This window comes from Streptomyces sp. NPDC003943 (assembly GCF_053605265.1).
Window position 1 is genome coordinate 32536 of the sequence record NZ_JBSGIW010000021.1, and the last position, 16208, is coordinate 48743.

Below are 16208 nucleotides of genomic sequence, written 5' to 3' on the forward strand. Positions count from 1 at the left end.
GTTCCGCTGATCGTGGCCCTGACGGCGTCCCTTCTGGCAGTGCCGGCGGCCCAGGCCGCTCCGGCGAAGCCGGACTTCGACAGAATCTGGCAGCCGCCGAAGACGCCGCTGCCGCACACCGCCTCGATATCCGGGACCACGGCGAAGAAGCGCCGCCCCGTGGCTCCGCCGCACGCCGTGCCGAAGCGGGCCGCGGCGGCCCCCGCGCTGCCGGCCGTCACCGCGCTGAGCGGCACGGCGCTGCCCACGACGGCCCCGGCCCGCGCCGGCCGGCTCCCCGTGTGGGTCGGCCCTTCGGCGAAGGGCCACAAGGCCGCGCTGCCCGCGGTGACCGTCGTACGCAACGACGGCACGGCGGCCCGAGCCGCGGGCGTGCACGGCCTGCTGTTCTCGGTCGCCGCGGTCGGCCAGGGCGCGTCCGGCACCGTGCCGGCCACCGTCGGGCTCGACCTGACGGCCCTCCAGCAGGCCACCGGCGGGCAGTTCGCCGCGCGCGGCCGCCTGGTGACACTGCCGGCCTGTGCCGCGACCACCCCGAATCTGGCGTCCTGCCGGATCCGCACCCCGCTGGCCGCGCACTACGACAAGGCCACCGGCCGGCTGACGGCCGACCTCGCCGTGCCGGCCGTGGCGCCCGCGCCCGCCCGGGTCACCGGCGGCGGGGCCCAGTCGCCGCTCCTCGCGTCGGCCGGTGGCGCGAGCGCCCCGATGCTGCTCGCCGCCGAGACCGGCTCCTCGGGCGGTGGCGGCGACTACAAGGCGTCCAGCCTCAACCCGTCCTCGGCCTGGGCCGCGGGCGGCTCCTCGGGCGCGCTGACCTACAGCTACCCGTTCGAGCTGCCGCCGGGCCTCGGCGGCCAGCCGCCGTCCCTCGCGCTCGGCTACGACTCCTCCTCCGTGGACGGCCGCACCTCCGCCACCAACACCCAGGCGTCCTGGGTCGGCGACGGCTGGGACCTCAACCCCGGCTTCATCGAGCGCACCTACAAGCCCTGCGGCAAGGCGGGCATCACCAACTCCGGTGACCTGTGCTGGGGCGGCTTCAACGCGAGCCTCTCGCTCGGCGGTCACTCGGGACAGCTCGTCCGGGTCGCCACCGGCGCGGCCGGCAGCGACGCCGCGACCGGTGTGTGGCGGCTGAAGAACGACGACGGCACGAAGATCGAGTTCGGCTCGGGCGCCGCCAACGGCGTCCAGGACGGGGCTTACGCCAAGGTCACCGACACCGCCGGCACCGTCTACTACTTCGGCGTCAACCACCTGCCCGGCGGCGACAAGAGCGACGCGGCGGCGAACTCCGTCTCCTCCGTGCCGGTGTACTCCCCCAAGTCCGGCGACCCCTGCTACGACTCGGCCAAGGGCAACGCCTCCTGGTGCACGATGTGGCAGCGGCTCCAGCTGGACTACGTCGTCGACGTCCACGGCAACCTGACGACGTACACCTGGGCCCCCGAGACCAACTACTACTCGCGCGGCGGCGGCCAGAACCCGGGCGCCGGCACGCTCACCGCGTACACCCGCGCCAGCACCCCGGCCTCGGTCGCGTACGGGCAGCGCCTGTCCGACCAGGTCGCGGCCAAGGGTGGCCTCCAGCCCGCCGTCCGGGTGACGCTCGGCACCGCCGAGCGCTGCGTCGACACGACCGCCTGCGACCCCTCGCAGCGCACCGAGGCGAACAAGAACAACTGGCCCGACGTGCCCGTGGACCAGGAGTGCAAGAGTTCCGGCACCTGCTCCAACCTCTCGCCGACGTTCTTCACCACCCGTCGGCTGGCCACCGTGCTGACCCAGGTCCGGGTGAACAACGCCTGGCAGGACGTGGACTCCTACGTCCTGAAGCACTCGTTCCCCGACCCGAAGGACGCCACCAGCCAGAAGGCCCTGTGGCTCGACTCGGTCCAGCGCACCGGCAAGGCCGGCAGCCCGGAGATCACGCTGCCCGCGGTGACGTTCGTCCCCGTGATGCTCGCGAACCGGGTCGACGGCACCGACCTCGTGCCCGCGCCGCCGCTGATGGACCGGCCGCGCATCCAGCAGATCAAGAACGAGACCGGCGGCGTCCTCAACGTCGACTACAACCTGCCGGCCTGCTCCCGCCTCAACCATGTGATGCCGCCCGCCGAGGACGACAACACCATGGCCTGCTACCCGGTCCGCTGGACCCCGCCCGGCTCGGTCGTCGGCTCCGACCCCGTGCTCGACTGGTTCAACCACTACACCGTCGCCTCGCTCACCGAGAACGACACCACGACCGACGCACCGCAGAAGATCACCGGCTACGCCTATGGTCCGGCCGGCTGGCACCGGGACGACAGCGAGTTCACCGACCCCAAGTCCCGTACCTGGGGCGACTTCCGCGGCTTCGCCACTGTGACCGTCACCACCGGCAGCGGTAACGACGGCCCCAAGTCGCAGGTGCGCACCACCTACCGGCAGGGCATGAACGGTGACGTCCGCAAGGACGGCTCCACCCGCAGCGTCCAGCTCACCGACGCTCTCGGCCGGTCGGTCACCGACCAGGAATGGCTCAGCGGCCAGACGCTCCAGACCGAGACGTACGACCAGGCCGGCGGCAGCGTCGTCAGCCGCAGCGTCAACGGTGCCTCGGGCGAGGTGGCCACCGCCACCCAGACGCGCTCCGGTCTGCCGGACCTAGTCGCCCGGTACGGCGCCACCACGACCACCGTCACCGCCCAGGGCAAGAAGGCCGACGGCAGCTGGCGGTCCACGGTCACCACCACGACCACCGACTCCGCGCACAACAACCGCGCCGCCACCACCCTGGAGCAGGCCGAGGGCCTGCCGGACATGTGCTCGCGCCTCGACTACGCCACCGGGCCCGACCCGCAGGTCACCGGCCTGGTGAAGGAGAAGCTCGTCGTCTCCGGCACGGACGCCTGCACCGCGGGCGCGGCGGCCGCCAACACCGTCGCCCGGACCCGCACGTTCTACGACAACCTGCCGTTCGGGCAGGCCGCCGCCACCGGCGACGCGACGAAGCAGGAGGTCCTGGACCGGTACCAGACGGACGGCACGCCGGCCTTCGTGCCGACCGCGGCCACGACCTACGACGCCTACGGCCGGACCGCGACGGTCACGGACCCGAACAGCAAGGACAACCAGCACCCGAACGGCGCCGTCACCACGACGACCTACACGCCCACCGCGACCGGTGAGCTGCCGGCCACGCTGACGGTCGCCGCCCCCGTGCCCGGCTCGACGAGCACCTGGGACAGCGTCACCACGATGGACGTCCGGCGCAACCTGCCGCTGACCGTCAAGGACCAGAACCTCAAGACGACCACCGAGACGTACGACGCGCTCGGCCGGCTCACCGCCGTCTGGCTCCCCGGCCGCACCCCCGCGGTCAACCCGAACGCCAACATGACCTTCGGTTACGGGGTCTCCAACCAGGCCGGCGTCCCGTCGACGACGACCACCAACAAGCTGACGAAGGACGGCGACACGCCGGTCTACGTCAAGAGCGTCGACATCCTCGACGGCTTCGCCCGCACCCGGCAGACGCAGACGTCACCCGCCAACCCGGCCTACACCGGCCGGCTGGTCTCCGACACGCTGCTCGACTCGCAGGGCCGCCCCCGGACGTCCAACGCGCCCTGGTACAACGACGTGTCGGGCCCGACCGGCACCCTGCTGCCCTCGGCGGAGGGCAGCATCCCGTCCCAGACCCGCACCACCTACGACGGCCTGGGCCGCGCGGTGGTCACCGCGTCCTGGTCGAACAACGTGGAGCAGTCCCGTACGACGACCGACTACAAGGGCGTCGACCGGACCGACGTCGTACCGCCGAAGGGCTCGGCGCCGACCACGACCCTCACCGACGGCCGCGGCCACACCACGGAGCTGTGGCAGTACACCACCCCCACCGCCACGGGCCTGCCGGCCGACGCCACCGTCACGCGCTACACGTACACGGTGGACGGCAACCCGCTCACCCGTAAGGACGCGGCGGGCAACACCTGGTCGTACGGCTACGACCAGCGCGGCCGCCAGATCACCGCGACCGACCCCGACACCGGTACGACCACGCAGACGTGGGACGCCGCCGGACGGCTCGGCAGTACCACCAACGGCAAGGGCCAGACGGTCACCTTCACCTACGACCTGATCGGCCGCAAGGCCGGGATGTTCGACGGCCCCGCCACCACCACCGACAAGCAGCTCGCGGCGTGGACCTTCGACACCGCGACGGCCGGCAAGGGCAAGCCCGCCTCCTCGACGCGGTACGTCGGCGGCACCGGCGGCCAGGCGTACACCACCACGATCAAGGGGTACGACGACGGCTACCGCGTCACCGGATCCACGGTGAGCATCCCCGGCACGGACGCCGGACTGGCCTCGGGCACGTTCACGTACACGACCAGCACGGTCTACGACAAGATCACCGGCAGCCCGAAGGAGACGGTGCTCCCGGCGGTCGGCGGGCTCCCGCTCGACGACATCGTGTACTCGTACAACGACTACGGTCAGATGTTCAAGTACGCGGGCGCGACGACGTACGACACGCAGTCGGAGTACGACGCCTTCGGACGTCCGATCCGATCGACCGTCAACCCGTGGGCCTCGCAGATCGTCGCCACCACGGACTTCGACCAGGCCACCGGCCGGGTCAAGCAGCAGTTCGTCGACAAGCAGACGTCCACCACGGGCGCCGTCCAGCAGACCGGTTACACCTACAACGACTCCGGCCAGGTCACCTCGATCACCGGCATCGCCGGCAACACCCCGGCCCAGACCGACCGCCAGTGCTTCACCTACGACGCGCTCGGCCGGCTCGCGACGGCCTGGACCGACAACGGCGGCCTGACCGCCCCGGAGACCGGACAGACCCAGGACCAGGGTGGTTGCGCCACCACGACGCCGACCGCCACGAACATCGGCGGCCCGACGCCGTACTGGCAGGACTACGGCTACGACCTCACCGGCAACCGCACCAGGCAGGTCAGCCACGACCCGGCCGGTGACACCACCAAGGACGTGACCACCACCCAGACGTTCAACGCCCCCGGCACCGTCAACACCCCGACCACCGCGCCCACCACGGGCGGCGGCACGGGCGGTCCGCACGCCCTGCTCACGGCGTCGGCCAAGACGGCGACGACGACCAACAACGACAACTTCCAGTACGACGCGGTCGGCAACACCACGTCCTTCCGCGCCGGCAAGGCCGGTACCAGCAACCTGACCTGGAACAGCGAGGGCAAGCTCGCCTCGCTGACCACCGCCACCCAGATCAAGGGCATCGGCGGCAAGTGCATGGACATGCAGGGCGGCAGCACCACCAACGGCAACCCGGTGCAGATCTACACCTGCAACACCGGCGCGGGCCAGCGGTTCGCCACCGCCGGCGACCGGCTCTCCACCGGCAACAAGTGCCTGCAGGCCATGGGCACCACGGCCGGCTCGCCGGTCCAGATCCAGCCCTGCGACGGCACCGCCGCCCAGACCTGGACCGCGCGCACCGACACCACCTTCTACAACCCCGCGTCCGGCCGCTGCCTCGCCGTCCCCGGCGACGTCACCACCGACGGCACCGACCTCGTCATCGGCGACTGCGCCACCACGGTGCCCGCCGGACAGAAGTGGACCGTCCCCGACACGAGGACGACCTACGTCTACGACGCGGACGGCAACCAGCTCGTCCGCCGTAACCCGGGCAAGACCACGATCAACCTCGGCACCGACGAGCTGACCGTGGACACCACCTCCGCCACCAGGCCGCAGCCGCAGACCGGCGTCCGCTACTACCCGATCCCCGGCGGCATGACCATCGTCCGCACGGGCGCGGGCACCGCCGCCGGCGCGTTCGTCGTCCAGGTCGCCGACCACCACGGCACCAACGGCCTCGGCATCGACCTGTCGACGCTGGCCGAGACCCGGCGCCCCACCGACCCCTTCGGCAACCCGCGCGGCACCCAGCCGTCGGCGTGGGCCGGCGACAAGGGCTTCGTCGGCGGCACCAAGGACACGGCGACGGCCCTGACCAACCTCGGGGCACGCCAGTACCTGCCCACCGCGGGCCGCTTCATCAGCACGGACCCGCTGTTCGACAGCGCCGACCCGCAGAGCTGGAACGGCTACGCGTACGCGGACAACAGCCCGGTCACCAACACGGACCCGGACGGGAAGATGTGCCTGCACGGATCGCCGGGCGGCGGCAGGGACGGCAAGTGCGCGGGGGTGTGGGGTGACACCGACGGTGTCATCGGCGACGGCTCCAACAACTGCGTCTGGGACTACTGCGCCGGTCACGCGCAGCAGATGGAGGAGGCCGCCGACGCCGCCGGCCTCTGGAACCGCACTCCCCGCGGGGAGGGCTCCGGCCCCAACCACATGTCCGAGGCCAAGAAGAGGTGGAACGCCGAACACAAGGCGGCGCGCGTGGCCAAGGAAAGGGCTGCCGCGCGCCTTCTGGGCGCGGCGCGCTGGAAGATCGCCGAGGACTACATGTACGACGAGATCATGCGGAACCTGCAGTCCGGTGACTTCCGGAAGATCCAGGATGCCAACGACAGCTGGCTCCCGTTCTCTCTGGCCAAGGCGGCCGCCATGTGGACGTACAAGGTCCGGGCCGGGGCCGACTGGGATCACAAGCCGAAGCTCAAGGCGATGATGAATCTCTTCACCGAGCCGGACTACTACTTCACGGTACCCGGCAGCGACGTCGAGGCGTACTACGACGTCTGGTCGAACGTGCACTACGGCTTCGTGGGCAAGGCGGCCGGCTTCAGTGACAGTGACCTCGAGGGCGGCGCCTCCGCGTCGTTCCCCGGGGCCAGCCTCGTCGTCGGCGGGACCGACGAGGGTGACCGAGTGACCGTCCGCCAGGGCATCGAGATGTTCAAGAAGTACGGCACCGGCATGACCCGGGAACAGTTCCACCAGGGGATGCTGGACACCATCTCCGCCATGCGGGCGAAGGGGGATGCCACCAAGAACCAGGTCCGCCCGTCGACGGGCTGACCCCGCACTTCCACCCACGAAACGGGCGGCGGGCGTCCTCACCACGGTGAGGGCGGCCGCCGCCCGGCGTTTCACCCGGCCGCCGTCAGACCCGGTCGGCCGCGATCAGCACGTACTGGAACGAGCCGTCCTTGTACGACTCGATGAACGCCTCCTCGATGCCCGTCACCAGCGACGACGTGGCCCGCAGCTCCCAGTACGGGAGGGTCTCCGGGGTCAGGTCGATGACGGCCTGGGGCACCAGGCGGTTGTCGGCCATGGCGCGCAGGTACTCGCGGCGGGAGTGGATGTTGCACTCGAAGTGGGCGTTGATCTGCGAGACCCACTTGGAGGGCTGGCCGTACTTCGGGTTCCAGCAGCCGGTGATGGTCACGTAACGGCCGCCGACCGCGAGGATGCGGGAGTGCTCGGCCATCAGGTCGTGCAGGTCGACGTACATGCTGGACTCGTTGTTCCAGGAGGCGGCGGCCTGGCCGGTCTCGAAGGGGGTGTCGAGCATGTTGCAGACCCGGGCGTGGACGTGGTCCGCGATGCCCAGCTCCGCGGCGCGCCGGTTGGCGAAGTCGGCCTGCTTGGCGGAGAGGGTGACGCCCTCGACCTTGCAGCCGAAGCGCTGGTGGGCCATGACCATGGAGCCGCCGCGGCCGCAGCCGGCGTCGACGAGCGTGTCGTCGTGGCCGATGGGGCCGAGGTGCTCCAGGAGGACGTCGGTCTGCGCCGACTCCAGGCGGTGCAGCTCGGCGATCAGCTTCTTCTCGTACTCGCTGTCCTCCGGGGTGCCGAGGGCCGCGTGGTCGATGTCACCGATGCCGTAGTGGTGGTGGTAGAGCCCGTCCACATCGCCGAGGCGGAGGTTCACGGGCCTGGCCTCGGCGTTCCAGTAGCGGGCGATGTCGCCCTGGTACGGCGTCGCCGGCGCGGGGACGAACGTCGAGGTGCCTTCGGCGGTGGTGAACTCGGTGCTGGTCACAGATAAAGGTCCGTTTCTTACCAGAAGTCGGGCAGGCTGTATCGGTACGTGTTGGTCATGTGCCAGTAGTGATTGCCGTCGACCCAGGCGGCGACGCCCTTGAGGAAGCGCGCCACGGTCGGTACGGGGCAGGTCGCGGCCAGCTCGGCGGCCTCGGCCTCGAAGGTGCGCATGAGGTCGTTGTGGACCTCGACCGCCTTCAGATAGGCGTCCTTCTCGGAGACGCCCTCGCGTTCGGCGATCACCACCGGCAGGTTGAGGTGCAGGCCGGGGCTCTTCTGCTCCTTGGTGTAGGAGTAGAGGTCGTTGACGATGGTCGTCGCGTTCCCGGCCAGGGCGATCACCCGCTGCATGGCGGGCATGGCGTGCAGGTCCGCCGGCAGTTCGTAGCCGCCGACGGAGTCCGTGATGGTGGGGCAGGGGCGGAAGTTGTTGAACTGGCGCATCGCCAGGTACTCCCACACCTCGGGCACGGTCTCGGTCTCGGCCCACGCGGCCTCGGCGAGGTACCCCATGTGCAGCCGGGCCATGTCGTGCCGGAACCGGTCGGCCTGGGACGGCGTGGCCAGCTGGACGAAGTACTCCATGGCCGAGCGGTAGGCGCGCCGCGGGGCGTCGGAGTACAGGGACTCCGCCCAGGCCGGCGCGTACTCGTTCGTCGTGTGCACCGCGTCGAGCGCGGTGTGCGCGAGCAGCAGCCGGCTGCCGAGGCCGACCGGCGAGCCGCCGTGGTCCTCGCAGTAGCAGTCGTCGACCGCGTTCTCCGCGACCATCAGCCGGGCCGCGGCCATCAGGTGCTCGACGGTCGGCGCGTCCGGGTGGCAGGCGACCATGTAGCGCCCGGTGGAGAAGCCGTCGAACTGGTCCTCCCACTCCGGAGGGTAGACCTCGGCCTCGTCGACCGCCCACGTCTTGATGCGCCGGCTGAGCTCCTCGACCCGGGCCGGGTCCGGCTCCGCGATCGGGTGGTAGTAGAGGCCGGGGATCGGGGTGCCGGCCACCGGGGCGGCGGGCTCCGGAGCGCCGGGCGCCGGGGCCTCGGCGACCGGTGCGGGCGCCGGCACCTGCACCGGCTCCACCACCGACCCCACCACCGGCTCCGCGCGGCGGGCGAGGGAGAGGCTCGACGTGCCCAGACCAGTGGGTCCGCCCGGGATCCGCCCTGGTTCCGGACGGGTCACCGTGGTGGTGGTGGCGGCCACGGCCGGGGCCGCGGCCTCCGGCCCGGTCGCCGTCCCGGTGGGGGGAAACAGGGCGGCCGGCGGGCCGGGCAGGGCGGGCAGGCTCGGCTGCCCAGGGGAAAGCCCGGGGACGGGCATCCGTGTCTCCTTGCTGGGATGGATGGGGGCCCGGCCCGGACGGGTCCGGGCCGGAGCGGGCCTGCGAACCCTCCGCGCTAGTTGCGGCGGGCGATCTGCACGTTCTCGAGGACGCCGAGCGCGTCGGGGACGAGGACGGCGGCGGAGTAGTAGGTGGTGACCAGGTACGAGATGATCGCCTGCTCGCTGATGCCCATGAAGCGCACGGACAGGCCGGGCTCGAACTCGTCGGGCAGTCCGGTCTGGTGCAGACCGATGACGCCCTGGTTGTCCTCGCCCGTACGCATGGCGATGATCGAGCTGGTCTGCTCCTTGCTGATCGGGATCTTGTTGCAGGGCAGGATCGGCACCCCGCGCCAGGCCGGGACGTTCTGGCCGCCGACGTCGACGTGGGTCGGGTAGAGGCCCCGGGAGTTGAACTCGCGTCCGATCGCCACGATCGTCTTCGGGTGGGCGAAGAGGAACTTCGTGCCGCGGCGGCGACCGATCAGCTCGTCCAGGTCGTCCGGGGTCGGCGCGCCGGAGTGCGGCTGGATGCGCTGCTTGAAGTCGGCGTTGTGCAGCAGACCGAACTCGGGGTTGTTGATGAGCTCGTGCTCCTGGCGCTCGCGCAGCGCCTCGATGGTGAGCCGGAGCTGTTCCTCGGTCTGGTTCATCGGGCCGTTGTAGAGGTCGGCGACCCGGGTGTGGACCTTGAGGACGGTCTGGGCGACGGAGAGCTCGTACTCGCGCGGCTTGAGCTCGTAGTCGACGAACGCGCCGGGCAGGGTGGCCTCGCCGACGTGGCCGGCGGACATGGCGATCTCGGCCTCGCCGTGCTTGTTCTGCCGCTGCTCGGGCAGCGAGCTGAACGCCTCGATGTGGGCGCGCAGGCTGGGCGCCTGGCCCTTGACCGCGTCGAAGTCGGCCCGGGAGAGGGTGAGCAGGGTGCCGGGGGTCTCGGCGGTGGCGGTGTAGTCCCAGGTGGCGTCGGCGTCGAGGAGGGCGTTCTCGCCGAACCGGTCGCCGTCGGCGAGGGTCGCCACGGAGACCTCGTCGCCGTACTTGCCGACGGAGGTCTGGTTGATCCGGCCGTGCGCGATGAGGTGGATCTGGTCGGCGGAGTTGCCGCGCTCGACGATGACCTCGCCGGCGCGGAAGTCGCGCTGGACGCAGCGGCCGGCGAGGGCGGTGAGCACCTCGTCGTCGTCGAAGCCGCGCAGCAGGGCCAGTTCGCCGAGTTCGCGGGGGATCACCCGGACGGTGGCGCCGTCCTGGACGAACTCGATCACCCCGTCGCCCACGGTGTAGCTGAGTCGGCGGTTCACCCGGTAGGCGCCGCCCTTCGTCTCCACCCAGGGGAGCATGCGGAGCAGCCACCGGGAGGTGATCTCCTGCATCTGCGGGGCGGACTTGGTGGTGGTGGCGAGGTTCCGGGCAGCCGCGGTGCTCAGGCTGGACTGCGGCCGCGACGGCTCCAGCTGAGTGTCCGGGCCGGTCTCAACGGTCATGGGGCGAGCGCTCCTTGAAAGAGGAAAAGCGGAAAAACCGACACAATCTCTGGGATTCCCGCTCAATCACTGGGAATCCGTCCAGATCCCGGGGAACAGTAACCGCCCTCGCTCCCCGATCACGGCACGAGACCGGGGGCATTACCTCTATGCAGTGATCTTGCGGCGCCCGGGGTTTATTCGTGCGATCCATGACATTCGAGCCACCCGGTCCTACGAGCGCCCGGCGCACGCTCCCTTGGTGCGCGCCCCCGTCAACTCCTGCCGCAACAGGCGAACATGAGGTGCCATCAGCGCGAGAAGCGTGCGAGCTCCGGGGCATGACGGAGGGCGCGCCCGCCGGTCGAGTGCCTCGGGCGTCGGCGGGCGCGCAGGTTTCCGGCCAGGAACGGGCCGTTTCGGGGCACGGCAGGTGGCGGCAGCGGCTCAGGCCGAGCCGAAGAGCAGCCCGAGGGCCACGTCGCGGTAGTGCCGGATGTGATGGAGCGAGCAGTCTGCGGCGGCGTCGGCGTCGGCCGCGGCGATCGCCTCGTACAGCGCGCGGTGTTCGGCCCAGAGCGGGCCCGGGTCGTCGATCTGCTGGAAGAGCCAGCGCAGCCGGCCCTCCAGGGACTCCAGGGCGGTGGCGAGCATGTCGTTGCCCGCGAGTTCCACGATGCGGTGGTGGAAGGCGGCGTTGGCGCGCGAGACCCGCTCGGGCCGGCCGGCCAGGGTGGCGCGGCGCGCGTCCTCCAGCAGTGCGCGGAGTCCTTCGAGTTGAGTGTCGGTGCGGCGCTCGGCGGCGCGCCGGACGGCGAGCACCTCCAGGGCCTCGCGCAGGTCGAAGAGGTTCTCCACGTCCTGCCGGGAGAGCTCGCGGACCACGATCCGGCGCGGCGAGAGGGCCTGCAGGAAGCCCTCGCCGAGCAGGATGCGGATGGCCTCGCGCACGGGGACGCGGGAGACGCCGAACTCCTCCGCCACATCGCGCTCGACGAGCCGGTCGCCCGGGCGCAGCCGCCCGTCGATGATCCGGTCGCGCAGCTCCTCGCAGACCTGGTCGCGCAGCCAGCCGCCGCCGCTGACGGCCGGCACCTCACCCTTGACCGCTTCGGTACCGGTCACGTTCCCCCCTCGCACCCGCACGCCCCTCCCATCTCGAAGTCATTACGGTATACCAAACGCTTGACGACCCCCGGGCACGCTGCTTTGGTATACCAAAACGCGGAGCGGGCCCCTCCGCACGTCTGACGTCTCACCCTGTGCGATCCGCGAATCGAGGGTTTGTCCGTGAGTACCCCATCGGTCGGCAAGACCGTCCCCCAGGCATCGGCCGCCACGGCCGGCGCCCGCCCCAGCCGCGTCCGCTGGACCATGTTCGTCCTGCTGCTCGGCGTCGTCGCGCTCAACTACGTCGACCGCGGCTCCGTCTCCGTCGCCCTCCCTCTGATCACCAAGGACCTGGGCCTCTCCAAGGAGACCACCGGCTTCGTCCTCAGCGCCTTCTTCTGGACCTACGCGCTGATGCAGATCCCCGGCGGCTGGCTCGCCGACCGCTTCGGCCCCCGCCGGATGGTCTCCGGCGCCTGTGTCGGCTGGGGCGTGGCCCAGGCCCTCACCGCCGCCGCCACCGGCGCCGGCTCACTGCTCGGCTTCCGCCTGCTGCTCGGCGCCGTCGAGGCCCCGGTCATGCCGGCCGGCGGCAAGCTCAACGCCCAGTGGCTGCCGGCCGCGGAGCGCGGCCGCGGCGCGGTGCTGCTCGACGGCGGCGCCCCGCTCGGCGCCGCGCTCGGCGGCATCATCATCTCCGCGCTCATCGCCTGGACCGGCAGCTGGCGCGTCAGCTTCGTCATCGCCGGCGTGCTGACCGTCCTCATCGGCCTGTACGCCGCCTGGTACGTGCGCGACACCCCGCGCGAGCACCCGGGCGTGAACGACGCCGAGGCCGCGTACATCGAGGGCGCGCACGCCGCGGAGGACGCGGACGGCCCGGCCGACGAGCGCACAGGCCTGCGCCCGTACCTCAGGCACCGCTCGTTCTGGGCGATGTGCCTGGGCTGGATGGGCTTCAACGGCGTCTTCTACGGACTGCTCACCTGGGGCCCGCTGTACCTGTCCGAGACCAAGGGCTTCGACATCAAGACCATCGGCTGGTCGACCCTGGTCATCTTCGGCGCCGGCTTCGTCGGCGAGCTCACCGGCGGCTGGATCTCCGACCGGCGCAAGGCCGCCGGCGCGGGCGCCAACGCCGTGCTGCGCACGATGATGGGCGTCGCGGGCGTGGCCGTCGTCGCCGGACTGCTCGGCGTGGTCCTCGTACCGGACCCGACGACCGCCGTCACGCTGCTCTCCGTCGTCATGTTCTTCCTGCGCTGGGCCGGCCTCTACTGGTCCCTGCCGTCGATCCTGGCCGGCCGCGCCAACGCGGGCGTCGTCGGCGGCGCCATGAACCTCTCCGGCAACATCGCCGGCATCGTCACCCCGATCGCGGTCGGCTACATCGTCGGCGGCACCGGCTCGTACACCTGGGCGCTGCTCTACTTCGTCGGCGCGGGTGTCCTCTTCACCGTCTCGTCCCTCGTCATCGACTACAGCAGGAGGCTCGCCGTCCGATGATCCGTATCGGCATGCTCACCCCGTCCTCCAACACCTGTCTGGAGCCGGTCACCTACCGCCTCCTCGACGGCGTCCGGGACCTCGCGAGCGCCCACTTCGCGCGGGTCCCGGTCACCCGGATCGCCCTCGACGGCGGCTCCGACGCCCAGTTCGCCTCCGCACCGATGCTCGCCGCGGCGAGGCAGCTCGCCGACGCGCGGGTCGACGTCATCGCCTGGAACGGCACCTCCGGCTCCTGGCTCGGCATCGACCACGACCGGGCGCTGGCCGCCGCGATCACCGCCGGGACCGGCATCCCCGCCACCACCTCCACGCTCGCGCTGCTCGACGCCTGCGCCGCCTACGGGGTGACCCGGCTCGGCCTCGCCGTCCCGTACACCCGGGACGTCGCCGAGCGGATCGTCACCACCTACGCGGCCGAGGGCCTCGACTGCACGCTCGCCGAGCCCTTCGGCGTCGCCGACAACGAGGCGTTCGCGCGGATCCCGGAGCCCGACGTGGCCCGGCAGATCGAAGAGGCGGGTGCCGGAGACGCGCACGCGGTGGCCGTCGTCTGCACCAACGTGTACGGCGCGGGCGCGGCCCCCGGCCTCGAAGCCGCACTCGGTATACCGGTCTTCGACAGCGTCTCCGCGACGCTCTGGAAGGCGCTCGACCTGGCCGGCGCGCATCCCGCCCTCGACGGCCACGGCGAGCTGCTGCGCTCCGGCAGCCTGCGGGCCGGCTTCCAGCGGGCACTCACCGAACTGCGCGAGGCCATCGGCGCCGACCGGACCACGCTCCGGCTCGACCTGCCCGCGCACGGACTGCACGTGGACCTCACCGCGGGCGAGGCGCTCGGCCCGGGCGTCCGCTCCATCCGCCGCGACGCCGGGCTCGACCAGCGCCGGCTCAACACGGTCGAGTGGCTGGAGGAGCACCGGATCCCGCTGGTCCAGCCGCACTTCCGCGGCGACCCGAGGCCGCCCCAGGCGCTGATCGACGTGTACGGCGTGCGCGCCCAGCTGCTCTCCCCCGTCGTCCGGGGCGCGGACATGAGGGGCTGGATCTCCGCGCACAGCCTCACCGAGCGGGAGTGGGACGCGGCCGACCAGGCGGTCATGGCCGCCGCGATCGACCGCGTGCACCAGCTGCTCGACACCTACGGAAAGGCACACTGAGCATGACTGCGAAGGACATCAGGATCGCCCTCGGTGTCGACGTCGACGCCGTCGCCGGCTGGCTCGGCAGCTACGGCGGCGAGGACTCCCCCAACGACATCCAGCGCGGTGTCTTCGCGGGCGAGATCGGCACCCCGCGGCTGCTCCGGCTCTTCGACCGGTACGGGATCCGGACCAGCTGGTTCATCCCCGGCCACTCCATCGAGACCTTCCCCGAGCAGACCCGGATGGTGGTCGAGGCGGGCCACGAGGTCGGCGCGCACGGCTACTCGCACGAGAACCCGATCGCGATGAGCCCGCAGCAGGAGGAGGACGTCCTCGCCCGCTCGGTCGAGCTGATCGAGGAGTACACCGGCCGCAGGCCGCGTGGCTACGTGGCGCCGTGGTGGGAGATGTCGCCGCACACCGCGGCCCTGCTGCACAAGTACGGCTTCTCCTACGACCACAGCCAGAACTACCGCGACTTCACCCCCTTCTACGCCCGGGTCGGCGACAGCTGGACCAAGATCGACTACTCGAAGGAGGCCAAGGACTGGATGAAGCCGCTGGTCCACGGCCACGAGGTCGACCTGGTGGAGTTCTGCGGCAACTGGTACGTGGACGACCTGCCGCCCATGATGTTCAACAAGCACGCCCACAACAGCCACGGCTACGTCAGCCCGCGGGCCCTGGAGCAGGACTGGCGCGACCAGTTCGACTGGGTGTACCGGGAGCTGGACTACGCGGTCGTCCCGGTGACCCTGCACCCCGACGTCAGCGGCCGGCCGCAGGTGCTGCTGATGCTGGAACGATTCATCGAGTACGTCTCCGGGCACGCCGGCGTCAGCTTCTGCACCCTGGAGGACGCGGCCGACGACTTCCGCCGCCGCTTCCCGTTCGACCGCACGGAGCGTCCGGCCGACATGCGCTGACCCTCCCGTGGGTAGGCGGCCCGGGACCGGGCCGCCAGGCCCATGGAAAGGAGCGACATGAGCGACGAGGCTTCCGGGGAGCGGGCGTTGTCGGCGGCGCGGCTGTTCGACGGGCTCGGGGCGGAGTACGAGAAGGCGTTCGGGACGCTGCCCGAGCAGCTGGCCGCGGTCGACTGGCTCACCGCCCGCCTCCCCGCCGGCTCGCGGGTCCTCGACGTCGGCAGCGGCACCGGCCGCCCGGTCGCCGGCCTGCTGACCCGGGCCGGGCACCAGGTCACCGGCATCGACGTGTCGGGGACGATGGTGGAGCTGGCCCGGCAGCAGGTCCCGGGGGCGCGCTTCGAGCAGTGCGACGTACGGGACTTCGAGGCCCCGGCGGGCTCCTTCGCGGCCGTCTGTGCCTTCTTCCCGCTCCTGATGATGACCCGCGCCGAGGCCGTCGCCGCCCTGCGCCGGATGACGTCCTGGCTCGCCCCCGGCGGCTTCCTCGTGAGCGCCACCGTCCCGGCGGACATCGAGGACCTGGAGATCGTCTGGATGGGCCGGCGGGTCCGCGTCTCCAGCTTCGCGGCCGAGGAGTACGTGCGCCTGCTCCGCGAGGAATGCGGGCTGCACGTCCTCCACCAGGCGGTTTCCGTCTTCCGCCCCGACGCTCCCGAGGCCGGTCCGGAGGAGCACCTGTTCTGCTACGCGCGACGGCCGGCCGAGGGCGCCGACGAGAGTGCGGGGTCGGGACGATGAGGCGCCCGGGTCTGATGTAATCGTCACCGGACGGCTCC

9 protein-coding genes are annotated in these 16208 nt (G+C 71.5%); 5 read left to right on the top strand and 4 right to left on the bottom strand.

Features of this window, described 5'->3' with window-relative positions:
• The first annotated feature begins 39 nt into the window (after window positions 1-39).
• Window positions 40-6984: a ricin-type beta-trefoil lectin domain protein gene (locus ACWEV0_RS11975; RefSeq protein ID WP_453148754.1), complete on the top strand. Its 6945-nt coding sequence runs from the start codon at window positions 40-42 to the stop codon at window positions 6982-6984.
• An 85-nt stretch (window positions 6985-7069) separates the two neighbouring features.
• On the opposite strand, the gene ACWEV0_RS11980 is transcribed toward ACWEV0_RS11975, so the two are convergent.
• The 4 genes from ACWEV0_RS11980 to ACWEV0_RS11995 all read right to left on the bottom strand — a co-directional run bounded on the left by ACWEV0_RS11980 (window position 7070) and on the right by ACWEV0_RS11995 (window position 11867).
• Window positions 7070-7954, bottom strand: coding sequence for a geranyl diphosphate 2-C-methyltransferase (locus ACWEV0_RS11980; RefSeq protein ID WP_453148756.1), 885 nt, complete (start codon window positions 7952-7954; stop codon window positions 7070-7072).
• 17 nt (window positions 7955-7971) lie between these two features.
• Window positions 7972-9273 (bottom strand): family 2 encapsulin nanocompartment cargo protein terpene cyclase, encoded by a 1302-nt coding sequence (locus ACWEV0_RS11985; protein ID WP_453148758.1) that lies wholly within the window; start codon window positions 9271-9273, stop codon window positions 7972-7974.
• Between the two features lie 77 nt (window positions 9274-9350).
• The gene (locus ACWEV0_RS11990) at window positions 9351-10763 is read right to left on the bottom strand and encodes a family 2B encapsulin nanocompartment shell protein (RefSeq protein WP_453148760.1); all 1413 of its coding nucleotides are present in this window, start codon (window positions 10761-10763) and stop codon (window positions 9351-9353) included.
• A 426-nt stretch (window positions 10764-11189) separates the two neighbouring features.
• Window positions 11190-11867, bottom strand: a complete 678-nt coding sequence (locus tag ACWEV0_RS11995) for a GntR family transcriptional regulator (protein ID WP_453148762.1) — start codon at window positions 11865-11867, stop codon at window positions 11190-11192.
• A gap of 165 nt (window positions 11868-12032) precedes the next feature.
• On the opposite strand from ACWEV0_RS11995, the gene ACWEV0_RS12000 reads away from it, so the two are divergent.
• From ACWEV0_RS12000 to ACWEV0_RS12015, 4 genes are read left to right on the top strand one after another with little or no spacing between them, the layout of a single operon-like run.
• Window positions 12033-13358, top strand: coding sequence for an MFS transporter (locus ACWEV0_RS12000; protein WP_453148764.1), 1326 nt, complete (start codon window positions 12033-12035; stop codon window positions 13356-13358).
• Window positions 13355-14518 carry a maleate cis-trans isomerase family protein gene (locus ACWEV0_RS12005; RefSeq protein ID WP_453148766.1) on the top strand — a complete coding sequence of 388 codons (1164 nt, stop codon included), beginning with the start codon at window positions 13355-13357 and terminating at the stop codon, window positions 14516-14518. Before ACWEV0_RS12000 ends, ACWEV0_RS12005 begins: the two co-directional genes overlap by 4 nt.
• Before the next feature lie 2 nt (window positions 14519-14520).
• A complete protein-coding gene (locus tag ACWEV0_RS12010) occupies window positions 14521-15429 on the top strand; it encodes a polysaccharide deacetylase family protein (protein ID WP_453148767.1) in 909 nt (302 codons plus the stop codon).
• A 57-nt stretch (window positions 15430-15486) separates the two neighbouring features.
• Window positions 15487-16170 carry a class I SAM-dependent methyltransferase gene (locus tag ACWEV0_RS12015; protein ID WP_453148769.1) on the top strand — a complete coding sequence of 228 codons (684 nt, stop codon included), beginning with the start codon at window positions 15487-15489 and terminating at the stop codon, window positions 16168-16170.
• Window positions 16171-16208: the final 38 nt, after the last annotated feature.